This is a genomic window from Rhizobium aureum, from assembly GCF_030182495.1.
Lineage (GTDB): Bacteria > Pseudomonadota > Alphaproteobacteria > Rhizobiales > Rhizobiaceae > Rhizobium > Rhizobium tropici_C.
Genome location: NZ_JAQJCI010000002.1, coordinates 413316 through 438519, shown reverse-complemented (window position 1 = coordinate 438519; position 25204 = coordinate 413316). Strand labels below are relative to the sequence as shown.

The following is a 25204-nucleotide window of genomic DNA, read 5'->3' as shown; positions in this document are numbered from 1 at the left end:
GCAAAACCGATCATGCGGCAACAAGCCTGATGTCCAGGCGTTTCGGGCCGCGCACCGACAGCCCGCGCTTATAGGCGGGATGTTCATCCAGCAGTTCGATGGAACGTGTCCGCTGCAGGAGCGTCGAGAAGATGATCTCCATATCCAGCCGTGCAAGGTGATTGCCAAGACAGAAATGCGCGCCGCCGCCGAATGCCAGATGGCGATTGGGAGTACGCTCGACATTGAACCGATCGGGCGCCTCGAACTGCTCGGGGTCGCGATTGGCCGCGCCATAGAGCAGGCCGACCTTCGTGCCCTTCGGCAGCCGCTCGCCGGCAATCGTCTTTTCTTCCGTCAGGTAGCGATGAAAGAACGGTAGCGGCGACTCGAAACGGAACATCTCCTGGATGGCGGTCGATATGATATCAGGCGTTTCCCGAAGCTTGGTCAAAGCGTCCGGATATTGCAGCAGCGCATGCATGCCGCTGCCAAGCACGTCGATCGTCGAGCCGTGGCCGGCCATCAGGATCAGCATGCAGGTGGAGACGAGCTCGTCTTCGGTCAGTTCACCGGCGACATGCGCCTCTGTCAGCCGACAGAGAAGATCGTCGCGCGGGTTGCGCGTGCGGTCGGCGATGAGCTCCTTGAGCAGTTCGTAGAACTCCGTCGTCGCTCGTTCGGCGATCGCCTTGCGCTCCGCGCTGCGATCGACGTCGAAATATTGCACCACCTCTTCCGACCACTTGCGCAGCTGCCCGGCATATTCCTCCGGCACGCCGAGAACCGAACCGATGATATGCCCCGGGACCTGCGAGGCGAGATCCTCGACAAAGTCGATCGTGCCGGTTTGCAGAAGGCGATCGAGCAGCCGGTCGACGAAATCCTGTATCATCCCGCGCTGGCGGGCGACGAGGGCCGGCGTGAATTCACGAAATACCTTGCGGCGCAATCGGTCATGTGTCTCGCCATCGGAATCCAAAAGGCTGAATTGTACGAAGCGCGAATGGTTCGGCATGTCGTGCCAGTTCTGCCTAACCTTCTGTTCCTGTATTTCCTCCGGGGAGAGAAAGAACTCGAGCGAGCGCACGAGCGTCTTGTCGCCGGCGGCAGCGGCGACGTCCTGATAGCGCGACAACAGCCATATGTCGAAATGCTCGTAATAGACCGGGCCCGGGCTGGCGCGCAGCTCGCGATAGGCGGCGTAAGGGTCGTCTGTAAACGCTTGCGAGAGCGGATCAAACACCGGGCTTGCCATCGACATGATCAGGACCTCGTCCATTCTGGTTCATCGGCCACAGATTACAGCGTCGAACGGCGAAAAGACATGGATGCCAGCCGCAGCTATATGGATAAAACTCTCATCTCCGGATAAGACCTGACGACATGACAGATGAAGCAATCCCAGATGATATTTACCCTCTGGATGACGTCTTCTTTCAGACGCCGGGCAGGCTGTCCCGCGCCCTTCCCTATGCGCTTCTCGCCGCGGGGCGCCGCATCTGCACGCCCGAGGAAATGCCGATCGCCCATCGTTTCAACCAGCACACTCTCATCCTGACCCTCAGCGGAAAAGGCCTGCTGCAGGTCAACGGTCTCTCAAGCGCTCTCTGTGAAGGAACGATCGCATGGCTGGATTCCTCGATGCTGTATTCACATCGTTGCGAGCCGCATCATTCGCACTGGTCTTATCTCTGGCTGGGGTTCGCAGGGCACGGGCTCGACACACTGTTCGACAGCCTCGGCGTGATCGCCAATCCGGTCTTCGCCATTTCTAACCCACGCGATCCGCAGGCGCTGTTCGAAGGCATCCTCCGAAACGTGGAAACTGGCAGTTTCCTCTCCGACAGTCACTGTTTTGCCCTGCTCGCACAATTGATCTCGCTTCTGGTTTCCGCGCGCGCGGAACATGGCGAGCTGAGCGGCGCCGTCCAGCGATTGCAGCGGGTCATGGAATTGGTCCGCGCCGACCTCAGCCGCCCCTGGTCGGTGGATGAACTCGCCATCGCCGCCCATCTAAGCCAAGCGCAGCTTTTTCGCCGCTTCCGTCAGAGAATGGGGACAACACCTGTCGATTGGCTCCGCCACGAGCGCGTGAACGCCGCGAAGCGTTTGCTTGTCGTAACCGACGAGCAGATCGGCAGGATCGCCGCCCAATGCGGCTATCCAGATCCCTTCCACTTCGCCCGGGATTTCAAAAAACTGGTTGGCGTCACGCCGAGCGAATTCAGGCGGCAGGGTCAGAGCGCTCGGCCGCGCGAGCCCTGATCGAACAACGCATTCTGTCACCATATAGGGAGAGTCCCTCGCTATCATGGCTCGGATTGGCTCGGGCCACATGACACGATAGAAGTCTGGCGTGTATGCAAGTTTATCTGAACCGCTGACCAGCCTCTCTCCGGAGATTGAAAGTGACAACCGAACAAAGCGTCCTGCGCATCTCCATTATCGTGACGTTCGTTCTGGCGGTCGCCGGCATTGTCTTCGGTCTTCTCTCCGGCTCCTATGCGATCGTCTTCGACGGCGTCTACGCACTCACGGATGCGAGCATGACGATCGTTGCACTGATCGTCTCCAACCTGATCGTGTCCTCCGCAACGAACACGGCGGCGGGCGGCAGGTTCGCCAAGCATTTCACCATGGGCTTCTGGCATCTCGAACCCATGGTGCTCGGACTCAATGGCGTCCTGCTGACCGGGGCTGCGGTCTATGCCCTGATCAACGCGATCGGCAGCATCATGGCCGGCGGCCGGCACCTCTCCTTCGATCATGCCATCATCTATGCGGTGCTGACCATGATCATCGCCTTCCTGATGGCCGCCTATGGCAGGCGTGCGAACGAAACGCTGAGGTCCAGTTTCATTGCGCTCGATGCCAAGGCCTGGGTAATGACAGGCTGCCTCAGCGGGGCGCTGCTGCTCGCCTTCATCTTCGGCTTTTTCATTCAGGGGACGAGCCTGGAATGGATGTCACCCTATGTCGATCCCATTGCGCTCTCTCTCGTCTGCCTCATCGTCATCCCCATGCCGATCGGAACGATCAAGCAGGCCTTTGCCGATATCCTGCTCGTGACGCCTTCCGATCTGCGGGAACATGTCGATCGCGTCGCCACCGACATCGTCCAACGCTATAATTTTAAATCCTATCGCTCCTATGTCGCCCGCGTCGGCCGCGGCAAGCAGATCGAGCTCTACTTCATCGTGCCACCGGACGGACCGGCGAAGAAGCTGGAGGAGTGGGACCATATCCGCGACGAGATCGGCGAGGCGATCGGCGACGAAGGCCCGGACCGCTGGCTGACGATCGCTTTTACGACCGATCCCGAATGGGCCGATTGAACGGCAGGATAGCTGCCGCAAGAATATAGATCGGCGGGACGGGCGAACCGTTGTCGCATTTCGAACCCGATTTATGAATCGCTTTAGCTTGTTTAGAGGCTTTCAGTGTCGGCTGCCGAAAGGGTTGCCGATATGCGCTTTCGCGGTGCTGCGCGCAGCACCAAGCTCTGGACGTAGCTCGTGAGCGGCTTTTCGACGCCTCTGAAGAGTGCCAGTGCAGACATGGCGGCGACGCTCGTCGCAGCGACAACGAACAAACCAAGAGGAAGAGCCCCGCCAAGCGCTTTTGCCCAGATGGCTCGCATTGGCCGCAGAATAAAGGGGTGCGCAAGATAGAGGCTATAGGAGGCATCGCCTAGGGCGACACCCCAAAGAACGAGACTCCTCTGAGGCAGGACGGGGCCGATTGCGGCTGCAAGAACGAATAGTGCCGCGGGTAGGCCGCTTCGCAGGAATTGCGGCAAAGCCGCATCATCCCAAGGGGTGGAGATGCGTACAAAGCCGAGAAGACCGATGGCCATGAGCCCGACCGCCGCTGCACCGCCGATCCTGATGCCGCTGCGAAAGATCAGGGCGACATAGACACCGAAGAGGAACTCCAGAATGATCGGGCTCGTCCAGAAGGCTATCTGGACATGGCTGAGATCGACGAGCCTTCCGATAAGCGCCATGCCTGACATCAGCACCGACAGCCAGACGATACCCAGCCTTATCGGCAGCAGGAGTGCGGCCGCAAAGAACACATAGAACAGCATCTCGTAGTTCAGCGTCCAGGCGAGCGCGAGCACCGGCCTGATCTCATCCGCACCACGCCCGGACGGAATGAAGACATAGGATGCCAGGACATGAGACACGGAACCGATAGGAACAGCCAGCAGCGAGGGTGCTACGAGCGCGCCGATAAGCATAAGGCTCGTCAGCAGCCAATAGAGCGGGATCACGCGGGCGCAGCGCCGCAGGAAGAAACGCAATGGAGCGCCGCTCTTGCCGAATTCCGAAGCAGCGGTATGGGTCATGATGAAGCCGGAGAGGACGAAGAATATATCCACCCCGAAACCGAGATTCCATGCAGAGCCGTCAACCGCTGCCCGCCCTGTCGCCCCGGCCAGTATCTCGGTCTCGTGCAAGGCGTGAGCAACGACGACGGACAAGGCGGCGAGCGCACGCAACACCTGAAGATTCGACAGCAGGCGCGATGACTTGCCGGCATTACTGCCGACGGCCGGCCCCTCAAGTATTTCCCTATAAAATCCCACAAGAAATCTCAGTAAATATCGTCTTCGATCTCTATTTATGACCCGGAGGATATAACAACTCGTCGCCGCGCGCTAAATTCGGCAGACTTGCTTTAAATCATAGTTATTCTTCAGTTAAGCTTGCAGCACGAGACGGATTAGGCGGTGGCCAGGATGATATGTGCCTGAATTTTCGCAGCAACTTCGCCATTGCCATGTCTGTCGGCGATCGCAGATGCCGCGCAGGCGGTTGCAGCCTCCAGGCTTCCCGCTTCTCTGGCCTCGATTTCGTTGCGAAGAAGCGTTCCCTGACAATAGGCTACGGCCGGAAGGCGCGGTGAGGATGCACGGCTCTGTTCGGCTCTCGTTTCGATCACCACATCGGTGAAGCTGGCATTCTCGAGATCGCTGCGAATCCGGTCCACATCGTGATAGCCATGCGGGGTGCGTGCCAGAAAGCGCGGCGGATCGTTCGGGAAAATGCGGGCCAGCGCGTTCGTCACATCATCGGCGAAGATATTCTCCTCGATGCGATCCCAGACGTTGAAGAGGAAATGTCCTCCCGGCTTCAAAACGCGCTTTGCTTCGCGATAAGCCGCGATACGATCTGGAAAGAACATCGCGCCGAATTGGCAAAGGACGAGATCGAAGGCCGCATTTTCAAACGGCAGCGTCATGGCATCCGCCTGCCGCCAAGTGATGCGGCTGTCGGGAGCCTGTCGCGAGGCGGCATAGTCCAGCATCGGCTGATTGAGGTCGGTGACGACATAGCTTGCACTGTCGGATAGTTTAGGCGTCAATGCGCGGGTGACCGCACCGGTTCCCGCGGCAATTTCCAAGACGGCGATCGGCGCCAGCGACGCGGCCCGTCGTGCAAGATCCGCGGCGTAAGGCTCGAAAATCAGCGGCACCATATGGCGGTCGTAATTTTCCGGAATCGAGCCGGCAAATACCTTGTCCGTCTCCAACATTGCCATGATCCCCTGCGCACCTCACAGGTCATTATATTAGCATATCGCAGCGGGGGCGTCATTCGGCGTCGGACGGGTGCAAGCCGCGCGAAACTGATCCACTCAGTCCGCATCGCCGCGCGCAAGTACGTCCAGAAGCTGGCTGGTATTATCGATCGAGAATTGGATGCGCTCACCCGGCCATACAGACTCGGAATAGGAGATCGGCGTGCCCTTGAGATCGACGTCCACCTTTCTCGACACGGCCACCGGCTGAGACATGGGCTGGCAGAGCTGCTTGGCCTCCTCGCTCGTCGGCAGACGGACGATGATGTCGGTGCGCAGGCGGATATAGTCGGGAATGCCGTATTCGGCCAGAATGACGGTCACGCTTCGCCCGCTGCGGCGCGCCTCGTCGAAGCCCGGAAAGCGACGCACCGGATAATAGGCATGCGAATAGTTGATCGGCTCCTCGTCGGCAAAGCAGCGCCGGACGATATGGTAGACGGGTTCGCCACGGGGAAGCCGCAAGGCCTCCGCGATCATCTCGGAGGCAGGAACCACCTCTTCGTGAATGGCCTGTCCAAGCGGCTCCCTGCCCTGATCGAGCAGGTTCTGGGAAAAGCGCGTGCGTTCCGACAGGCGGTAATCGAGGCGACTATCCCTGACAAAGGTTCCGCGCCCCTGCTCGACCAGCACGAGCCCCCGGCTTTCGAGACGGGAAATGGCGCGCCTTATGCTGTGGCGGCCGACGCCGAAACGTTCCATCAGGTCTGATTCCGTCGGAAGCTGCGCCTTGGGTAACAGGCGTCCGGTCAGAATATCCTCGGCAATATCGCTCTCGACCTGTTGCCATTGCCCGTGCGGCGACTTTTTCTCCATGCCTGCTTTCCGAATTCAATCATATCATTCGAATGATATATATCGGCTACAACATCGTTTTCAATCTCCGTCCAGTAGCCGAAATCCTACGAACAACTACTGAGGCCGATTCAGCGAGTATATTTGGCATTTAACCATATCTCCTTTCACAGGTGCGTCATTCCTCACGATTAGGTAAATATCCGAATGTTTTTCTAGTCATTCGGATATCGAGGATAAATGGCACTGCTTAATCGTCGGCAACTCATCGCGGGCACGACCCGTTCTCTTGATCTTCCTGCTGGCGCAGCGTTTCATCGAAGACGCGCTGGCACCAGACATTGACGACAGATAGGCAGACGCATGCCCCGGATAATCGTAATCGGATCGGTAAATCACGATCGCATATGGCAGCTGGATGCCCCGCTGGCTCGGGGAGGACGCATACAATTTTCATCCCAGATAACCCGTCTCGGCGGCGGCGCCTTCTATACCGGCCGACAATTGCTGGAATTGGGAGCCGATGTCGCCATCGTCTCGCGATTGATGCAGGATGAGCAAGGGCAAGCAGCGCTCAAGTCGCTCGCAGCGCACGGCTTCGATATCGGCCACATAATGATGGTGGCCGGCGAAACCACACCGCTGGAAATTCTTCTCGAACCGAGTGGAGAGCGGACGATCATCGCGCCGACAGGGCGATCACAGCCGCTCGCGGCCACCGGGACACTGTCAGGCGCCGGCATCTATATCAACGCTATCGCCCTCGACGAAAGCCTTGTCGCACAGATCGACGCCCAGCCCCTTGTAGTCTCACAATTTCCACTGCGGCCGGCGACACCCCGCCCGGCCGATTATGTCATCTCCTCGCGTGACGATGTTCCGGATGATCTTATGCTTGCCTGGCAGCGCGCCGGCCAGATCGCCGGTCTGCGTCTGAAAATGCTCGTGCTCACCGACGGCGCGCGTCCGATCACCCTGTTTGACGGCTTAAAGCCTGTTGAGATTGAACCCACCGAGCGTGTCGACACGGCGAACACGATCGGCGCCGGCGACCGGTTCGCGGGATCTTTTCTCTTTGCCTTGTTGGAAGGGCGGGCGCCAGCGGCAGCCGCACGAGAGGCAAGCCGCATCACGGCGGAATGGCTGCGCCGGCGCGATGACTAAAAGTTCGCGCCGCCTTAGAAAATGCTCCTACATCTGAAAACATCGTGGACAATTCATTCGAATGAATGTAGTCATCATTCGAATATTTAAAGACTCGCCCCGCGAATGCCAAATGCCCGAGGAAAAGATGATGACCGAGGAGAAGGCCGGCACTCCGGTCAGCGCATCCCATAGCCATGCGCAGGCGCTGAGCCCTGACCCAGGCTCGGCACTGGCTCGACGCTTTCGGCGTCAAGAAACGGCTTTGGTCGACTTATCCCTCCACCTTCTCGGGTGGCGAGCAGCAGAAGGTCAATCTGGCCCCCGCGCTCATCCTGCCGCAGCGCCTGCTGCTGCTCGGCGAGCCCACCGCATCGCCCGATCGTGCTGCCCGCAAGGCGCTGGTCGAAAGATTGGCGCAACTTAAAGTGTCCGGCATTGCAATGATCGGTGTCTTTCACCATCCGAGTGATGTAAAGGCATTGATCGACCGGAAATTGCATCTGGAAGCCATCAAGATCGAGGACGAGCAAGACGATGTGGCTGAGTAATTTCGAAATTATATTGCAGGACCGCGTGATCGAACGCGGCGCTATCAGGATCGAGAATGGGTTGATCGCCGAGATCAGCGAACGGCCTGTCCAAGGGGCGGAGATAGATGGCGGCGGCCGGTTTCTCCTGCCCGGTTTCGTCGACATGCATGGCGACATGATCGAGAAATGCGTGGAACCGCGCGTCAATGTCCGCATGCCGCTCGAACTCGGCGTCTACGATCTCGATAAAATGCTCGCCGCCAATGGTGTGACGACAGCCTATGCCGCCGTCGCCTTCACACCCGCAACTTACGGCCATGTCCGCTCCATCGAGCACACCCATGCAATGATCCAGACCCTCGTATCGATGCGGGAAGAGCTTTTGATCGATCATCGCATCCATGGCCGCTTCGAAGTCACCTTCCTGCCCGCCTTGACGGAGGCAAAGACGCTGATCGACGCCGGTGCGCTCCACTTGATCTCGCTCATGGACCACACGCCGGGACAAGGGCAATACCGCGATATCGAACTGCACATCGCCAACACGGCGAAGGCAAGGAAGATCAGCGAGGCCCAAGCGGCCGAGCTCGTGAAGCAGCGCATGGCTGCCCGCTCCGAACATGGCGACGGCACGGACATCATCAACGGCCTGTCGGAATTGGCGCGCGAGCATGGCGTCGTGCTGGCATCCCATGACGACGATACTGTCGAAAAGGTGGCGCTTCTGCACAGCCTCGGCGCTGCGATCAGCGAATTTCCGATCAATATCGCAACGGCAAGAGAGGCGAGGCAGCTCGGGCTGGCAACGGCCATGGGCGCGCCGAATGCGCTGCGCGGACTTTCCTATTCGGGCAATCTATCCGCGCGGGAAGCCCATGAAGCCGGCATGCTCGATATTCTTGCCAGCGACTATCACCCATCGGCCATTCTGCCGGCCGTGATCGCGCTTGCGGAAATCGGCAAGGGCGGCCTTCCCGCCTCCGCTACGCTCGCAAGCGCCAACCCAGCAAAGGCGCTCGGCTTACACGACCGCGGTCGCATCGCCGAAGGATTACGCGCCGATCTGGTCATCGCCGAGCGCGGCCGAATACCGCGGGTGCGCGGCACGATCCGCGGCGGCAAAATGGTCTGGTCTGACGGTTCCATCAAGAGCTTTTGAGCCCCTCATCCGACCCTTCGGGCCACCTTCTCCCCGAGGGGAGAAGGGGAGTTCCGCCCTTGCCGCCAGCGAGAGGGTCGCCGCTCCCGCCAATCTCCATGGCTTACATCGCCTTCTGCGGATGCGGCGAGCCTTCATAGGCGCCCCAGATCGACTGATCGAAATTGATCGTGGCGCCGGTCATCAGGCCGGATTCCTCCGATGACAGGAAGGCGACGGCGCGCGCGACCTCGGCCGGATCGACCAGCCGGCCGAAGGGTTGCTCGGCGGCGGCTTTTGCCAGCCAATCCTCCGCGGCGCCGTGATATTCGCGTTGAATGCGATCCTCGCCATCGCTCGACATCCAGCCGATGTTGAGGGCATTGACCCTGATGCGGTTTCTGAGCAGCGCGAAGGCCGTATTCCGCGTCAGCGTATCGAGCGCGCCCTTGGAGGAGCAATAGGCGCTGATGAAAGGCTGGCCGGCCATCGACGACATCGAGGAGATGTTGACGATCGTGCCTTCGATGCCATTGGCGATCATATTCTTGATCGCGTCCTGCATCAGGAAGAAGGGTGCGCGCACATTGACCGCGAACATCCGGTCGAACAGGCCTGGATCGGTATCGAGAATGGTGCCGCGGTCCGTGATGGCGGCGACATTGACGAGGGCATCGGTGCGGCCGAATTTTTCGACCGCCGTCGCGATGACTTTACGGCAATCCTCGACTTGACCCAGATCGGCGGCAACGAAAGCGACCGGTATTTTATAGCGGTCACTTATCTCACGCGCCTTGGCCTCGCCCTTGGCGGTGCTGCGGCCGCAGATCGTCAGGCCGGCGGCGCCCCGTTCGGCAAAGAGGCGCGCAACTTCCGCGCCCAGGCCTTGCGTGCCGCCGGTCACGACGGCGAATTTTCCATCCAGTCGGCTCATCGGATCCTCAAGCCTCCCTGCGTACTGCATGGGCAGCGATCAATTCGGCAAACTGCCGGGAATCCATTCCGGCATCGATCGCCTCGGCCATGATGGTCGCTTGCGTTTTCGGCGCCAAACCGCCAACGGGCGGATCGCTGTCGAGATTGGTCGGGAAGGCATAGCCCTCGGCCGTTGACGCGATCACGTTCGCAGCTTCTGTGCGGCTCAGCGTGCCGGCGTTGAGCGCGGCAAGAAGTGCGGGATAGACCGTCACCGACATGCGGCTGCGGTTGACGCTCTCCATCGCTCGTCCGAAGGCCGAGGAGATCTGCAGGAGATTGGCCATACGATAGATGTCTTTCGAGACATTGTTACCGGCCCCATGCATGACGGCCGGATTGAAGAAGACGGCATCGCCCTTCTTCAGCGGCAATTGGACGTGATGCTCGGCGAAATAGGCTTGGAACTCGGGTCGGCCGAGGGCGATATAGCCTTCGAAGAAGGTCTGCGAATAGGGCAGGAACAGCGTCGGCCCGCTTTCAAGCGGCATGTCGCAATGCGCGATCGCGCCTTGCAGCGTCAGCAGCGGCGAGACGGCATGGATATGGCCGGGATAGGCCTGCATCTGCTGCGGCGACATGAAGCCGAGATGATAGTCGCGATGCGGCTTCTGCGCGGTGCCGCCCGGATTGACCCGGTTCATCTGCGCCGTCATCTGATAGCCGACGCCGAGCCAGGCTTCCGACACCATGGCGACGGCAGCCGACGCATAGTAGCGGGCAAAATTCTCCGGGTCCGCCAGGCAATGTTTCTCCAGTGCATTCCAGATACGATCATTGGCGCCGGGTTTGGCAAAATGATCGCCGGCGCCCCTGCCCTTCTCTTTTTCCTCGCGAACGATGGCTTCGAATACGGCAGTCGCGCGATCGACAACTCCCGCATCCGGCATGGCGTTCTTGATCACGACGATGCCTGGGCCTGAGGTGAAGGCCTCGACCCACTCGGCCATCAGGGTGCGGCGTTCGTCTTCATCCTCGGCAGCGCTGCGAACCTTGTCGCCATCATAGATCAGGATGTTTTTCTCGATTCCCGCGGCCAAAGGCCAGTCCGCCGGATTGGCAGTCTTTTCCACTAGGCCTTTGAAAGTATCGAAATTGCCGCAATCGGCCGACAGCCAAACCTTTTGACGGCGCCGGCTGGCGAGCGTCTGAGCGTCCATGGTGATCTCCTCCCAAAGTGACGTTGGACTTATGGGATTGATTCTAGCCTCGGGCCGGCCTATGAAAAAGATAGGACACCTCAAAAACACCTCAGAAGAGCCGCCTTGAAGCCGCCTTTCCCATTGAAAGACATCGCGCTGCAGGCCGGTCTCAGCCTCGCGACAGTCGACCGCGTGATGCATGAACGCGATGGCGTGCGCACCGTTACCCGTGCACGCGTCGCAGCGGCAATTGCCGAGCTGGAGCGGCAATATGTGCAATCGGGCTTGGCCGGCCGGCGCCTTGTCATCGATGTCGTCATGGATACGCCGCAACGCTTCTCATCCGCCGTCCGTGGAGCCTTCGAAGCGGAATTGCCCGGCATGCGGCCCGCTTCCTTTTCCGCGCGGTTTCATGTGGCCGAAACGATGAGCGAGCACGAGCTTCTTTCGATCCTGCGCGCCATACGCCGGCGCGGCAGCCACGGTGTCGTCCTGAAGGCAGCCTCCACACCTGCCATTGCCGATCTTGCCGGCCAGCTCATCGCGGCAAAGATCCCAGTGGTTACGCTCGTGACCGATCTGCCCGAAAATGCCCGCATCGGTTATGTCGGAATGGACAACCGCGTGGCGGGGGCGACCGCCGCCTATCTTCTCGGCCGCATGGCTGGAGAACGGGCGGGCAAGGTGTTGGTGACGCTATCAAGCAGGCTCTTTGCCGGCGAGGACGAGCGCGAACAGGGATTTCGCGATGTACTGGCGGCGCGCTTTCCGCACCTTTCGGTCGTGCGGATTTCAGAAGGATTCGGTGTCGATCGTGCAACGGAACTGCTTGTCCGCGACGCGCTGGAACGAGACCCGGATATTCGTGCAGTCTACTCGGCCGGCGGCGGCAATCGCGCCATCTTGAAAGCCTTTGCCGAAGCCCGGCGTGAATGCACGGTCTTTGCCGCCCACGATCTCGATCGGGATAATATCGGGCTGCTTGCGGCCGGCGAGATCAGCTTCGTCATCCATCACGATCTGCGTCATGACGCCCGCAGCGCCTGCCAGTTCATGCTCGCCTATCACCGCATGTTGCCGGCCGATTTTCAGGTGGCGCCGTCACGGGTCGCGATCGCCACGCCCTTCGAGCCCGCGCGCTGAAACACGTCGCGATTTTTCAGCTTTGGCGGCGGCAATATCCGGAACGAAATGGAGGCTATTCGATCGCGGTGATCTCCAGCTCTTCCTTGCCAAGGCTGACGATATCGCCAACCTTCTTTCCCATCAGCAACCTTGCAACGGGTGAAACATATGAAATCGATCCAGCCCTGGGATCGGCTTCATCCTCTCCGACGATACGATATTTCTGCACGCGGCCATCTTCCCGGCTGTAAGTCACCGTACTTCCGAAGGCGACAACGTCAGACGAGCCGGGAGCCGTGACGACCTCGGCCGTGCGAACCCTTTCCGCGAAATAGCGCGCATCGCGCAATGGGATGGCAGTCTGCCGCCGGCGCTCATTGATGTCTTCAATGGCATTTGCCGTGTCATACGCTTTTCGCGCGTCCTGAAGCTGCAGTTCCAGTGCTTTCAATCCCGCTTCCGTAACAAGGTTCGGATGCGGTGAAATGGGCCGGTCGGGCAGCACGGTTTCCGCTGCCGCTTCGGCGCTTTCTTCCTTCATGAACGCTGTGCTCAATTCTAAGCTCCATTTCGACGCTTTGTACTCTTACGATATCTCCGACAGTCTCCCGCCGGCCCTTGCACGGCTCGGCTTGGACGAAGACGATTGGAAAATCAGCCTTATACCATAGACCAGACAGCAGCCTCGGAGAAATGCAATTGCCGATAGATAGGTCTCCACCGATCTCGGGTGCGGCGATACTATTGAAACAATCCGCGGATCGACTACTGTTCGACCAGACAACAGTGACGGATGCAGATCACCGTTTTCACGGCCTCCACCCGCAAATGTCAGCTTGAGAGAGATCGATGATCAGCCTTGGTGTTTTGACGACATATATATTGGTGGTACTCGGCCTGATGGTCATTCCCGGACCTGCGACGCTGCTCACCCTTACCAGAGCCGTCAGCGGCGGCAAACGTGCCGGGCTGGCAACCGGCCTCGGCATTGCCGTCGGCGATCTCTTCCATACGATGATGGCAACCTTCGGGTTGTCGGCGCTTCTCGCCACATCCGCGCTGGCCTTCGAGATTGTCAAATATGCCGGCGTCATCTACCTGATCTATCTAGGCTTCAAGGCCTTTATCGAAAAGAGCGGCAGCATCGACGTACCGACAGCGCAGGCTATCACCCCCATGCGCGCGTTCCGGCAAGGTTTCTTCACCGAGATCCTAAACCCGAAGACCGCTCTTTTCTTCCTGGCGTTCCTGCCGCAGTTCATCCATCCCGAAAGCGGCTCCGTCATCGCGCAATTCGCGCTGCTCGGCGCCATCTTCGTCGCCCTCAGCATCGCCGTCACGTCGCTTCTGGCGATCGGCGCCGGATCGATCGGCGGCTGGCTGCGGCGCAACCGCACCATCGGACGCTGGCAGGGAAAGGTCATCGGCACGATCTATATGGCCCTGGGCGTGAGGCTTGCCCTGCAGCAGCAGTGATGCGATCTCGTGAAAACTGTAGAAGCGTCCGTAAAAGCAGCGTCTGATACGTCCACCTCGCCGGCATGCGCATATTCTTCGTAGAGCTGCCCGCGGGCTATGACATGCCAAAACCGGGTGACAAAACTGACAGCCGATAATATTCGCGTCGAGCGAGGCAGCACGCGGGCAATAGCCGCCGAGCGGGCAAAGCCCGGCGCCCAAAGCGCCGGGGTTCCCGATACGCTCGGGCTTAACGGCGCGAGCCGAAGGGACGAAGCGCCATGTGGCGGTTGACATCCTTGTAGAGCAGGTAGCGGAAGGGGCCGGGACCGCCGGCATAGCAGGCCTGCGGGCAGAAGGCACGCAGCCACATGAAGTCGCCAGCCTCCACCTCGACCCAATCCTGGTTCAGGCGATAGACGGCCTTGCCCTCCAGCACATAGAGACCATGCTCCATGACATGGGTTTCCGCAAAGGGAATGACGGCGCCGGGCTGCAGGGTGACGATCGTCACATGCATGTCGTGACGCAGGTCGGAGGGATCGACGAAGCGGGTGGTCGCCCAACCTCCCTCGGTGCCTGGCATGGCCGACGGCGTGATGTCCTTCTCGTTGAGGATAAGCGGCTGCGGGTAATCCAATCCCTCGACGGCCTCATAGGCCTTGCGAATCCAATGAAAGCGGGCATGCGCGCCTGCACGGTTGTGCAGCGACCACGTCAGGCCCGGAGGCAGGAAGGCGTAGCCGCCCGGCTGGAGGACATGCTTGCCGGAAGGCAGGGTCAGTTCGATCTCGCCATCGACGACGAAAAGCACGCCTTCGGCCTCTGCATCCTGTTCCGGCCTGTCGCTGCCGCCACCCGGCGCCACCTCCATGACATATTGCGAAAAGGTCTCGGCGAAACCCGAGAGCGGCCGGGCGATCACCCAACAGCGGGTGTCGTTCCAGAAGGGCAGATAGCTGGTGACGATGTCCTGCATTACCCCCTTGGGGATGACGGCATAGGCCTCCGTGAATACCGCCCTCCCCGTCAGGAGATCGCTCTGCGGCGGATGGCCGCCGAGGGAGGAATAGTAGTTTCTTTGCATCGTCTGGACCCTTCATTCTCATGGTTTCGCGGAGGCTGCGGCATGCGCCTTCGCCATATAGCGGATTGCGCTACAGCCGGAAATGCCACGTCACGTGGCCCCCGCCTTCTCAAGCAGTTTCACGATCTTGCCGTAGCCGCGGTTGCGGGCATGCTGGAGCGGCGTCACGCCATCATTGTCCGCGAGATCGACGTTTGCGCCGGCACCGATCAGCAGTTCGACGATCCGAACGTGAGATGCACCGCCGTCACTGAGGATGATCGCCTCCAGCAGGGCCGTCCAACCGAGCCAGTTGACGTGATCGACATCGACGCCGGCCTTGATCAAGGTATCGACCGTTTTGACATGGCCGCGCTCGGACGCGGGAATGAGCGCCGTGCCGCCATAGCGATTGATGCTTTTGAGATCCGCACCATGGGCAAGGGTGAGCTTTAGAATGTCGAGATGGCCGCGGGCGCCGGCATAGAGATAGGGACTATCCTCAATCTCGTCCTTGGCATTGACGTCGGCGCCAGCCTCGATCAGCGCCCGTGCGGCCTCCACCTGGTTGCCATGTGTCGCGACAAGCAGTGCCGTCGCGCCGCTTGCGTCCCGCGCCTCGATGGCAGCACCGCTGACGAGCAGTTCCCGGATGGCGGCGACATCGCCCGCCGCGGCCGCCTTATGTAGTCGAAGATCCATTGTATCGCCGAAGGCAAGGAAAGGAGTGCAGACAGCCATCAGGAAAAGCCAGGCCGACAGCAAAAATTTCAACATGCCTCATCCCGTTGGTGGTTCTGTCTGAATCTAGCAGGGAACTCCGCTTCGGAAAATCGAATATCAAAGCCGGGACCACTGAGAAAATGAAAACACTTTCAGGATTTTCCGTTGCTATGGCCTTGCCATAGCCTCACCGTTTTCCGCGCCAGCCCTTGTCCGCCACCACGACCGTGGGAGGGATGGAGCCGATCTCAAGCCGCACGCAGAAGCCTTGGCCGGTATCGAGGAATAAAACGCGTCCGCCGTGAATCTCGTCCGCCTTCTTGACCAGATTCAACCCCAGGCCTGCTCCGGAGGAGCTGGCATTGATGCGGCGAAACGGTTCGAAAACGCGATCGCGCTCCGCCTGCGGTATGCCTGGACCTTCATCGCAGACATCGATCGTGCCGGCAGCACCATCGCGAAAGGCTTGGCAAGATAATCGTCGGCTCCGCTGTCAAGTCCGTTCACACGATGATCGACGGTGCCGAGAGCGGTCAGAACGAGGATCGGCACGGGATGCCTGTGCTGACGAAGCGCGGCAACAAGATCGAGACCCTCACCATCCGGCAGGCGACGATCCAGGACCAGGACATCATAGGTCCCGAGACGGGCCATCGCCTCGGCATCCGCAATCGTCCGGACATGATCGGCAAGCACGTCGCGGCGTCTCAGCGCCTCGAGAAGCGCGAGAGCCATCTCGGGCTCATCCTCAAGAAGCAAGATTCGCAACGATGTTTCCCCAAAGAATGGCGCTTGCCGTCCTTTGCCCCACTGACAGCCAAAGATTGCAGCTACATTACACGCAGATTTGCGAAGGGATACTGCGTTGCGTTGACTCTTGCCGGCTGCGCGCGGTGGGGACGCGATCGAGCCGGTCGCTAATTTTCCAGCAAACGCGCCAGCATCCGCCTGATGTGACCCTGGCCGCCAAAGAAAATCGCGGCGACGACAAACGCCCGACGTTCCTCGATCGGCAGAAACCAGACTGCAGCCCCGTCACGCCGCAGGAAGCGAATGCCGGGATGGATATCCGATCGCAACGTTCCGATGTGCGGCGTCTCGACCAGCCGATCGATCGCCAGACGAAGCGCATGGATACGCTCGGCGGCGCGCTCGAGAGCTTCCTCGGGCGTATCCCCCAAGTCGATATAGGCCACGAACAGATGATCGAAGATCAGCTCGAAGTCGCGGTCCGCGTCTTTTGAATATTCAAGATTCCACACGAAGAGCGCGCCGTTTCCGCTCGATCATGCTTGCGATCCGCTCTTCCATGTCCATTGCCGAGATTTTCGGCTCGTCGACCCTGTGCTGGATGAGCATGCGGAGCGCCTCCGTCTCTGCCGCCTCCGCCTCGGTTTTCTGCCGAAGCAGCTCCAGACCCTGCTGGAGGACAGAGCTCAAGCTGGAATAGCGACCCGTTTCGACGAGCGAGCGGGCAAACGCATCTTGCTGCTCGGTCAACGATATCGACGACTTGACGCTCACTGTCTATCTCCTTCAAGCGTTAAAGTGCGACCCAGTCGCATATATGTTAAGGCGTCGTGTCCGGAAGATCTGGAGCGTTGGCCCTATTGCCGGTGTTTGGCCGTATCGTTGACGCCGCCCAGATCAGGCGCCATCCCATAGCTCATATTCTTCATCTGCTGGATGACGCGCGCCATCTCCTCGTCATCGAGAATGGGAGGCTCGCCGAGCGTCAATGCCTGAACATAAAGGCGCGACAGGGTTTCGACCTCGATAGCAAGGGCAAGCGCTGCCGCGGGCGTCGTGCCGAGCGAGATCTGGCCATGCTGACCGAGCAGGCAGGCGAGCCTGTCCTGCAGCGCCTCGATGGCCGCATCCGAAAGCGCCTGGGTGCCGAAGGTAGCATAGCGCGCGCAGCGGATCGTCGTACCTCCGGCGACACCGGTCATGTAGTGGAAGCTGGGGATGGTCTTGTGGTGCACGGCGAGCGTGGTCGCATAGACCGAGTGGCAGTGGAGAACGCATTCGATATCCTGGCGGGAGGCAAGGATATCGCGATGAAAGCGCCATTCCGACGACGGCCGGCGTTCGCCCTCGTAGCTGCCGTCAAAATACATCTGCACCAGGTCCTTCGGCTGCATCACGTCGTAGGGGAGAGATGTTGGCGTGATCAGGAAACCCTTGGGATTGCGCACGGACATGTTGCCCGCCGTTCCCTGGTTGATGCCGGACGCGTTCATCCGGCGGCAGATCGCTACCATTTCCTCGCGCAGGGCATTGTCGTCATAAGTCGTCACGATATTTGCTCCATGGTCTTGATCAGCGCCTGCCAGCGGCGCTGATAGGATGAAAGTTCGGGAAAGTCGGAAATATCCGGCGCTTCGGCGGCGAGTGGCGCCGGCGAAGTGCGCTTCTCATGGGCGGCGAGCATGGCAGCGCCCGTCGCCGTGCCGGTCGTGCTGCGGCTCACAAGCACCCGCCGTTCGGGCAAAAGGGCCGCAACGGCGGCGCCATAGAGAGGATCGACGACAAAGTTGCCGTCAAGTACCACCGTTCCCGCGGGAGGCAGATCCCGGATGCAGGCTGCCGTCAGCAGCGCCGAATAGACCATGGCGAGCGTGAAACGCACATCCTCATCCTCCGCAAGCGGACCTTGCAGACGGCCGCGATGCGCCGTGCCGGGAAAGAGCCCGTCGTCCGAGCCGAAGGTCGGCAGCGCAAAAGTGCCTGAGGCGACGATCCTCCGCACCGCCTGCAGCGACGCTGGGCCTGAGGCCTTTGCGGCGACGGCGGAAAATTCGCGCCCGCCCATGGTGAGCATGCCGGGCATCGGATTGCCGAACACATCGGCATTGCAGGAGTGACCGGGTAACTCGACATCGAAATCGACGCCGAGGCGATCCGTGAGCGCGACGATCCATGTGCCCGTCGAAATGACCATGAAATCGGAGAGATCGGCGGCCTGGTAACGGTAGAAGTTCGCCGAGGAGTCATGCACGCCGCATAGGATGCGCGTCGTTGCCTGCAGGCCGCAGCGTCTGGCCAACTCCGGCTTCAAAGGCCCAAGCGTTTCCCAGGCGCGCCGCATCGGCGGCATGAGGCGCTGCCAGCCACGGCTTTCGACGAGCGTAGCCGGCCGCCCATCGGCCGAGGCCCAAAGATGCGACTGCGCCGCCAGGCTCGTAACCTCGCTTGACAAGACCCCGGACAGGCGAAAGGCCCAATATTGCGGGGTGGCGAGATAGGCGCTGGCGGCTGCGAATGTCTCTGGCCAGTGCATTTCCTGCCAGAGCATTTGTCGCGCGAGATGCGCCGCACCCAACATGATGGCGCTCGCCCTTTCGCGATAGGGGCCGACGATCGTCCTGTAGCAGGCGTCGACATCGGCGGGTATGGGCTGCTCGTAGTCGATCATCGGCATTGCCGCACCCTGCCCGCCGACCAGCACGCCGCCGGAACCATGCGCGCAGGTGACGATCGCGCCTATGTCATGCCGTTTGGCCAATGCAGCCAGGCTATCGATGAGCCAAGCTTCGAGTTCATCAAGGTCGTGATGGCGATAAGGCGGTCCGTCCTTGACCTTGTTCGGCGTCGACAACGTGTCCAGCACGCGACCATCATCGGTTGCCGCCGACAACTTCACATTCGTCTTGCCGATGTCAAAAACCGCGACGATGCTCATTTCGGACCGAGAAAACGTGCTGGCAGCAGCCCCATGAGATAGGGCCGTACCGTCTGAACCATGGCGACCAAGATGAGAATGCCGCCCCATATCGCGACCGTCAGATAGTTGCTGAGGCCGAACTGGTTGAAGCCCGAGGAGATGACCTGCAGGATCGCCAGCGCCAGCATCAACCCGCCGGCCGTGCCGAAGCCGCCGAATGGATCGACGCCGCCAAGCACGGCCGCAAGGATCGTCACGAGCAGATAGGATTGCGCATAATCCGCGCTTGCCGAATTGAAGGTCGCCAGCATGACCAAGGCGGCGAAGAAGCAGATGAGGCTCGACATGACATAGACGCCGACCAGCACCCGACGCGTATCGATCGCCGAATAGCGCGCGGCTTCGATATTGGAACCGATCATGGCGCAGGAGACGCCGAAGGCGGTACGCCGCAATATGAGGCTGACGATGACCGCCACGACGATCAGCAGCAGGAAGATCATCGGCACGCCGATAATTGTGGCCGTGCCGATACGGCTGAAACCGTCCGGTATGCCTGAAAGTGCCATGCCACGCGTGAGATAGATGCTGATCCCGTCGATCAGCGATTTCGTGCCAAGCGTGATCAGGATCGGATGGACACCGGTATAGGCGATGAGCAGACCGGTGACGAAGCCGATAAGCAGGCACAATGCGAGACCGGCAACAAGTGCCAGGGCGATCACGGCAATTGCCGTCCCGGTGCCGCTGTCTGGCGTGATCAGGCTCTGCATGGTGAAGGCCATCAGCAGCGCGCATTGGTTCGTCGTGGCGATGATCGCCAGATTGAGCCCGCCCGTTATCAGCGGCGCCATCATCGCCAGAGACAATAGTCCGAGCAGCGGCAGCTGGTACATGAAGGACTGCAACGTGCCGATCGAAGCAAAATTCGGAATGAACAGCGAGAAGCCGGCGACGAGAAGGATCAGCAGGACGACCAGCCCGGTATGCGCACCGGGAATGCCCGTCCGCACGCGCGCCATCAGATCCGCAAGGCCGCTGTTGATGTTATAGAGAAGCGGGTGCTCAGCCATTGGACGACGCTCCGGCGATGATGCGATGGCGGCGGCCCGGACGCGAGCTGATCACGGTGATCGACGTCGAAACCAGGATGGTGATGCCGATGACGATCTGGAAGAAATAAGAGGAGACGCCGAGCAGGTTGAGCCCGTTCTGCAGGACGGCCAGCAGAACGATGCCGAGCAGCACGCCGGGCACGGTACCGACGCCGCCCGTCAGGCTGGCGCCGCCGAGCACCGCGGCGGACAATACCGCAAGTTCCGTATTGTACATGGCATTGGGCACGCTTTCGCCGACCCGGTGCGCCTGCAGGAGGCCCGCGATCGCCGCCATCAATCCGAGATAGCCGTAGGCGACGAATTGCAGGCGGCCGATATTCATGCCGATCCGTCGTGCCGCCTCGCCATTGCCGCCCATGGCATAGAGCTGACGGCCGACCGAAGACCGCGTCATCCATGCCCAGGTGAACAGCGTCACCACCACCATGGCGACGATCGGCAGCGTCAGGCGGACGATATCGCCCGATGCCGTCTCCATGCGCCAGAACACGATGCGGTTCGTCCACCAATCCGGCAACGTGTAGATCGATTTGCCGCCGGAGAAATACATCAGCAATGAAAAGCTGACGCTCATCATGGCGATCGTGGCGATGATCGACGTGATGCGCACGTAGTGGACCAGCAGCGCATTCAGGCAGCCGAGGCCGACACCGATCGCCAGGCCGCAGACAATGACGGCGGGTGCGGAATAGCCGAACTGCGTTGCCAGCAATGCCGCGCAATATTGCGCCACTGAGGCGGTTGCGGCGAAGGAGATGTCGATGCCGCCCGAAACCAGCACGACGAAAAGCCCCATCGCCATGATCGCCTGCACGGAATAGGTTTCAAGGAGGTCGATGAGATTGGCGAGCGTCAGAAAATCTCGCGCCGTCAACGAGAAGACGAGCATCATCAGAACAATGACGGCCAGCAGCCATGTTTCGGGGCGGCGCTTCAATTGCGCGACGAAGGATGATCCGACCGTCTTGCTGTGCTCATGCATAGATGCGCTCCTTCATATCGGCCTCGCTGACGTTTCCGGGCACCGCTTCGCCGACGATGCGGCCGGCGCGCATGTGCAGGATGCGGTCGCAGGTCGCAAACAGCTCGGACACTTCATCGGAGATGAGGATGATGGCGACGCCCTGGCGGGCGAGATCGGCCACCACATCGTAGATGCCCTGCTTGTTCTTGATATCGACGCCGACGGTCGGGGAATCGAGGATCAGAACCTTCGGCCGCGTGGCGAGCCATTTTGCCAAAACGACCCGCTGCTGATTGCCGCCTGAAAGCGTCTGTACGGCGCGATCGGTGGAAGGGACCTTGATGGCGAGCCGCTTCACCCAATCTTCGGCAAGCTGCCTGCGTGTCCTGTCGGGAATAAGCCCCAGCTGGTTTGCCATGCCCCTCATGACTGCAAGCATGATGTTGTCGCCGATCGACTGCTGCAGGATGACGCCGAGGCTCAGACGATCCTCGGAGACATAAGCAATGCCGGCACGCACCGCGTCACGATTGGAGCGAAGCGTAAGCTGTGCGCCCTCGAGACGGATGCTGCCGCTTTCGGCACGATGCATTCCGAACAGCGTCAATGCCAGTTCGGTGCGCCCCGATCCCAGCAATCCGGAGATGCCGAGCACCTCGCCGCGGTGAAGAGTGAAATCGATATCGGCGAACTCACCGCGGCGCGACAAGCCGCTGACCTCGAGGACAGGCTGCGCTTCGCCCATGTCGCGGGCGACGATCGAATGATCGATATCGAGCCCTGTCATCAGATGCGCGATCTTCTTCTCGTTCATCTGATCGGCAGGCCAGGTGCCGACCTTGCGGGCGTCACGCATCACGGTGACGCGCTCGGCGATCTCGACCACCTCGTCGAGCCGGTGGGAGACGAAGACGACAGCTATGCCATCGGCCTTGAGCCGTCCGACAATATCAAGCAGACGGTCGACCTCCGCGCGCGTCAGCGACGCCGTCGGCTCGTCCATGAAGATCAGCCGCGCCTCGGCGGCAAGGCCGCGCGCGATGGCAACGATCTGGCGCTCGGCCACCGAGAGATCGGACACCACCAGATCGAGGTCGAGCGCAAAGCCGAGCCTTGCCAGCACGGTGCCGGCCTTCTCGCGCATCTGCCTCCAGTTGACCGGCTTTACAAGTCGATCGAGATGGCTCTCGATGGCAATGTTTTCGACAACGGACAGGTTGGGAAACAGCGACAGATCCTGAAAGATCACCTGGATTCCCAAAGCCTTGGCGCCGGCCGGGTCCAGCGGCAGAACCGGCTTGCCTTCGATCTCGATCATGCCTGCTGTGGGCGGGTGCACGCCGGCCACCGTTTTGATGAGTGTCGACTTGCCGCAACCGTTTTCACCGACAAGGCAATGGATTTCGCCGGGCCGCACGTCCCAGTCGACCTCTTCCAATGCGCGCACGCCCCCGAACCGCTTGGACAGCCCGGTCAATCGCAGAAACGGAATATCATCGCTCATCGATCCACTCCGATTGGGATGGGTTGGCCGGCGGCGGCATCCACGCCAACCGCCGGCCCTCGGGAGGAACAGCCAGAACTTTTCCGCTTTTCTTCGAATTGCGGAAAAGCTCTATCCTCTTGGTTTCTTACGCATTCCGAACGGAAAACCGCTGCGCACTTTTCCTGGAAATGCTTTAGAGACCAAGCGCTACGAGCCGGTCGATATTCTCCTTATCGAGCGACTCCAGCTTCTGGGCCTGGATGAGCTTCTTGTCCGGATAGACGCGGACCTTGCCGACGCCGGTCAGCTCCATATTGTCGGTCGGCTCCTTGCCGGCGGCGAGCAGAGAGGCAAGCTGGACGAAGATTTCGCCTGCCGTCATCGGATTCCAGATGAAGCCGCCGCGGATCGTGCCGGACTTGACATATTTGACGCCCTGCCCCGGCGAGAAGCCGCCGACCAGCACGATCGACTTCGCCTTTTCGCGATCGTCGAGAACGCGCGCCGCACCGATCGGCCCCTGCGAGCCGAATGTCAGGATACCCTTGAGGTCCGGATGCGCACGCAGCTGATCCTGCGTGGTCTTGATGCTTTCATCCAGGCTCTCGGCCACGCCGAAGCGGTCGCCGAGCATCTGCATCTTTGGATATTTCTGCTTCTGATAGGCGATCGCCGCATCCGCCCAGGCATTATGCAGCGGAACCGTCAGCGAACCGACATAGACGATGTATTTACCTTCCTCGCCCATCTGCTTCGCCAGCAGGTCCATATGCGCCTGGCCGTAGCCCTCGATGGTCGTCAGTTCAAAGTCCCAATCCGCTTCCTTCTGGCTCGGACCTTCGTGGGCCAGTACCTTGATGCCGGCTGCCCTCGCCCTGCCGAGAACGGGATCGAGTGCGGCGGAATCATTCGGAACGATGCCGATGACGGCGACCTTGCGGGCAATCAGATCCTCGATCGCGCGGACCTGCTGGGCGGCATCCGCCTGCGTCGGTCCGACCATCCAGGCATTCGCCTTGAATTCCGGTGCAGCCTTCTTGATGCCGACTTCCATGGCATTGAACCAGGGAATACCGCCGATCTTGACGACGACGCCGACCTGCGGCTCGGCCGCCTGGGCAACCCCGATCGTAGCGCCGAGCGTCCCGGCGACGACGGCGCCGCCTATTCCGGTGAGTATGGTTCGTCTTGTAACTTCCATTTTTCTCCTCCCAGTTTCGTGTTACCCGCCTCCTCAAGCGGGCTCCGCAGCGTCGAGCCGCGGATCTCGATGGCGCAGCGCAGGCGCCGTGTAACCGGTTTTCCGGCAGAGCCGGTCATGCGCCGCAAGAGCAGCGCCCAGGCCTGTTCGGCCATTTCCTCGATAGGCTGGCGCACGGCCGTGATGCCGGGTGCGACCAGCTGCATCCATTCCATATCGTCAAAGCTCGCAAAAGCGAGATCCCCGGGCACGGAAAGTCCGATCTCCGACATGGCGCGATAAGTCAGGAGCGTCGTGCCGTGGTCGAGCGAAAACAGCGCGCCGGGCAGCGGACGACGGCGAAGCCGCTCTTCGAGACGCTGCGCACCGTTGGCATCATCGATGCCGATCTCCAGCATTTCGACATGCATGCGCCTGGCTGCCGCCTGCACGCCCTCCCAGCGTTCGCGCACATTGCTGATTGAAAGGCTGCTGCCGACAATCAGACAATCGCGATAACCCCGTCCATCGAGATGGGCGGCGATCGCGCCGGCGGCCGGACCGTTATCGACCGCAATGAGATCGAACCCAGCCGCATCCGGTATGCGGTCGGCAAGGACGACCGGCGCGAAAAAGCCGGTCGGCAACCGCTCGGCAAAGGCGCCGTCGCAGGGAATGACGATCAGACCGGCCGGGCGCCAGGCACGGATCTTGCGCAGGCGATCGGCCTCCTCCTCGGTGTCGTTGCGTGCCGACACGACGACCAGATCGTAATCGTCCAGGCGCGCCAGATGTTCCAGCGTGGAGACGAAGGAGGCAAACATCGGATTGGTCAGATCCGGCACGACGACGCCGACAAGCTGGGTCTTACGCGAACGCAGCCGCGACGCGCCAAGATCGACGACATAGCCGAGCTCGCGCACCGCATCGTTCACGCGCCGGGCAAAGTCCGGAGAGACCGTGGGCTTGCCATTGAGGACATTCGAGACGGTTGCTACCGAAACGCCGGCCCTGTCGGCCACCATCTTGATGGAAGGGGTTCGCGATTTCGACACTTTCCCCTCCTCCACGACCAATCTCCGATTGATATTGCAAAAATTCTGGTGAAACGTTTTATTGTAGG

The 25204-nt window shown here is 60.6% G+C and carries 25 protein-coding genes and 2 pseudogenes; 7 read left to right on the top strand and 20 right to left on the bottom strand.

Going from position 1 to position 25204, the window contains the following annotated elements:
• Positions 1-10: 10 nt before the first annotated feature.
• Positions 11-1261, bottom strand: coding sequence for a cytochrome P450 (locus PH552_RS07830; protein WP_432422034.1), 1251 nt, complete (start codon positions 1259-1261; stop codon positions 11-13).
• A gap of 104 nt (positions 1262-1365) precedes the next feature.
• Between PH552_RS07830 and PH552_RS07825 the strand changes: the two genes are divergently transcribed.
• Both PH552_RS07825 and PH552_RS07820 read left to right on the top strand, forming a co-directional pair.
• A complete protein-coding gene (locus PH552_RS07825) occupies positions 1366-2247 on the top strand; it encodes a helix-turn-helix domain-containing protein (RefSeq protein ID WP_245430469.1) in 882 nt (293 codons plus the stop codon).
• Positions 2248-2390: 143 nt separating this feature from the next.
• Entirely contained in the window at positions 2391-3317 is a 927-nt protein-coding gene (locus PH552_RS07820; RefSeq protein WP_112344765.1) for a cation diffusion facilitator family transporter, read from the top strand.
• A gap of 92 nt (positions 3318-3409) precedes the next feature.
• On the opposite strand, the gene PH552_RS07815 is transcribed toward PH552_RS07820, so the two are convergent.
• The 3 genes from PH552_RS07815 to phnF form a co-directional block, all read right to left on the bottom strand.
• Positions 3410-4573 (bottom strand): acyltransferase family protein, encoded by a 1164-nt coding sequence (locus PH552_RS07815; RefSeq protein ID WP_285165804.1) that lies wholly within the window; start codon positions 4571-4573, stop codon positions 3410-3412.
• 137 nt (positions 4574-4710) lie between these two features.
• Complete coding sequence (locus PH552_RS07810; protein WP_112344764.1) at positions 4711-5523, bottom strand: class I SAM-dependent methyltransferase; 813 nt, start codon at positions 5521-5523, stop codon at positions 4711-4713.
• Positions 5524-5625: 102 nt separating this feature from the next.
• A complete protein-coding gene (gene phnF / locus PH552_RS07805) occupies positions 5626-6384 on the bottom strand; it encodes a phosphonate metabolism transcriptional regulator PhnF (protein ID WP_112344763.1) in 759 nt (252 codons plus the stop codon).
• Positions 6385-6726: 342 nt separating this feature from the next.
• Between phnF and PH552_RS07800 the strand changes: the two genes are divergently transcribed.
• The 3 genes from PH552_RS07800 to PH552_RS07790 all read left to right on the top strand — a co-directional run bounded on the left by PH552_RS07800 (position 6727) and on the right by PH552_RS07790 (position 9198).
• A complete protein-coding gene (locus tag PH552_RS07800) occupies positions 6727-7527 on the top strand; it encodes a PfkB family carbohydrate kinase (RefSeq protein WP_285165802.1) in 801 nt (266 codons plus the stop codon).
• Positions 7528-7721: 194 nt separating this feature from the next.
• Complete coding sequence (locus PH552_RS07795; protein WP_245430487.1) at positions 7722-8057, top strand: ATP-binding cassette domain-containing protein; 336 nt, start codon at positions 7722-7724, stop codon at positions 8055-8057.
• Complete coding sequence (locus PH552_RS07790; protein WP_112344762.1) at positions 8044-9198, top strand: alpha-D-ribose 1-methylphosphonate 5-triphosphate diphosphatase; 1155 nt, start codon at positions 8044-8046, stop codon at positions 9196-9198. Before PH552_RS07795 ends, PH552_RS07790 begins: the two co-directional genes overlap by 14 nt.
• A gap of 103 nt (positions 9199-9301) precedes the next feature.
• Here the strand turns inward: PH552_RS07790 and PH552_RS07785 are convergent, their stop codons facing one another.
• The gene (locus tag PH552_RS07785) at positions 9302-10111 is read right to left on the bottom strand and encodes an SDR family oxidoreductase (RefSeq protein WP_112344761.1); all 810 of its coding nucleotides are present in this window, start codon (positions 10109-10111) and stop codon (positions 9302-9304) included.
• 7 nt (positions 10112-10118) lie between these two features.
• Complete coding sequence (locus tag PH552_RS07780; protein WP_112344760.1) at positions 10119-11312, bottom strand: phytanoyl-CoA dioxygenase family protein; 1194 nt, start codon at positions 11310-11312, stop codon at positions 10119-10121.
• Between the two features lie 105 nt (positions 11313-11417).
• Between PH552_RS07780 and PH552_RS07775 the strand changes: the two genes are divergently transcribed.
• Positions 11418-12437, top strand: a complete 1020-nt coding sequence (locus tag PH552_RS07775) for a LacI family DNA-binding transcriptional regulator (protein WP_113250464.1) — start codon at positions 11418-11420, stop codon at positions 12435-12437.
• A gap of 55 nt (positions 12438-12492) precedes the next feature.
• Here PH552_RS07775 and greA read toward each other — a convergent pair whose 3' ends face one another.
• Positions 12493-12975 carry a transcription elongation factor GreA gene (greA, locus tag PH552_RS07770; protein ID WP_183760902.1) on the bottom strand — a complete coding sequence of 161 codons (483 nt, stop codon included), beginning with the start codon at positions 12973-12975 and terminating at the stop codon, positions 12493-12495.
• Positions 12976-13268: 293 nt separating this feature from the next.
• Here greA and PH552_RS07765 point away from each other — a divergent pair, with 293 nt between their 5' ends.
• On the top strand, positions 13269-13895 hold the full coding sequence (locus PH552_RS07765) for a LysE family translocator (RefSeq protein ID WP_183760905.1): 627 nt from the start codon (positions 13269-13271) through the stop codon (positions 13893-13895).
• A 232-nt stretch (positions 13896-14127) separates the two neighbouring features.
• Here PH552_RS07765 and PH552_RS07760 read toward each other — a convergent pair whose 3' ends face one another.
• The 13 genes and pseudogenes from PH552_RS07760 to PH552_RS07700 all read right to left on the bottom strand — a co-directional run bounded on the left by PH552_RS07760 (position 14128) and on the right by PH552_RS07700 (position 25136).
• On the bottom strand, positions 14128-14964 hold the full coding sequence (locus PH552_RS07760) for a bifunctional allantoicase/(S)-ureidoglycine aminohydrolase (RefSeq protein WP_112344757.1): 837 nt from the start codon (positions 14962-14964) through the stop codon (positions 14128-14130).
• A 90-nt stretch (positions 14965-15054) separates the two neighbouring features.
• A complete protein-coding gene (locus tag PH552_RS07755) occupies positions 15055-15684 on the bottom strand; it encodes an ankyrin repeat domain-containing protein (RefSeq protein WP_483315485.1) in 630 nt (209 codons plus the stop codon).
• A 169-nt stretch (positions 15685-15853) separates the two neighbouring features.
• Positions 15854-16126 (bottom strand): annotated as a pseudogene (locus tag PH552_RS07750) (sensor histidine kinase); the annotation flags it as partial.
• Positions 16120-16434 (bottom strand): annotated as a pseudogene (locus tag PH552_RS07745) (response regulator); the annotation flags it as partial. The pseudogenes PH552_RS07745 and PH552_RS07750, both read right to left, overlap by 7 nt.
• Before the next feature lie 149 nt (positions 16435-16583).
• The gene (locus PH552_RS07740) at positions 16584-16928 is read right to left on the bottom strand and encodes a type II toxin-antitoxin system RelE/ParE family toxin (RefSeq protein WP_183760911.1); all 345 of its coding nucleotides are present in this window, start codon (positions 16926-16928) and stop codon (positions 16584-16586) included.
• A complete protein-coding gene (locus tag PH552_RS07735) occupies positions 16915-17190 on the bottom strand; it encodes a type II toxin-antitoxin system ParD family antitoxin (RefSeq protein ID WP_183760914.1) in 276 nt (91 codons plus the stop codon). The genes PH552_RS07740 and PH552_RS07735 overlap by 14 nt, the downstream gene beginning before the upstream one ends.
• 83 nt (positions 17191-17273) lie before the next feature.
• A complete protein-coding gene (locus tag PH552_RS07730) occupies positions 17274-17930 on the bottom strand; it encodes a class II aldolase/adducin family protein (RefSeq protein ID WP_183761284.1) in 657 nt (218 codons plus the stop codon).
• A gap of 32 nt (positions 17931-17962) precedes the next feature.
• On the bottom strand, positions 17963-19351 hold the full coding sequence (locus tag PH552_RS07725) for an FGGY-family carbohydrate kinase (RefSeq protein ID WP_183760916.1): 1389 nt from the start codon (positions 19349-19351) through the stop codon (positions 17963-17965).
• The gene (locus tag PH552_RS07720) at positions 19348-20229 is read right to left on the bottom strand and encodes an ABC transporter permease (RefSeq protein ID WP_483315484.1); all 882 of its coding nucleotides are present in this window, start codon (positions 20227-20229) and stop codon (positions 19348-19350) included. The genes PH552_RS07725 and PH552_RS07720 overlap by 4 nt, the downstream gene beginning before the upstream one ends.
• A gap of 169 nt (positions 20230-20398) precedes the next feature.
• Positions 20399-21433: an ABC transporter permease gene (locus tag PH552_RS07715; RefSeq protein ID WP_183760922.1), complete on the bottom strand. Its 1035-nt coding sequence runs from the start codon at positions 21431-21433 to the stop codon at positions 20399-20401.
• Complete coding sequence (locus PH552_RS07710; protein ID WP_183760925.1) at positions 21426-22919, bottom strand: sugar ABC transporter ATP-binding protein; 1494 nt, start codon at positions 22917-22919, stop codon at positions 21426-21428. Before PH552_RS07710 ends, PH552_RS07715 begins: the two co-directional genes overlap by 8 nt.
• 175 nt (positions 22920-23094) lie before the next feature.
• On the bottom strand, positions 23095-24102 hold the full coding sequence (locus tag PH552_RS07705) for a substrate-binding domain-containing protein (RefSeq protein ID WP_112344747.1): 1008 nt from the start codon (positions 24100-24102) through the stop codon (positions 23095-23097).
• The gene (locus tag PH552_RS07700) at positions 24066-25136 is read right to left on the bottom strand and encodes a LacI family DNA-binding transcriptional regulator (RefSeq protein WP_285165799.1); all 1071 of its coding nucleotides are present in this window, start codon (positions 25134-25136) and stop codon (positions 24066-24068) included. Before PH552_RS07700 ends, PH552_RS07705 begins: the two co-directional genes overlap by 37 nt.
• Positions 25137-25204 lie beyond the last annotated feature (68 nt).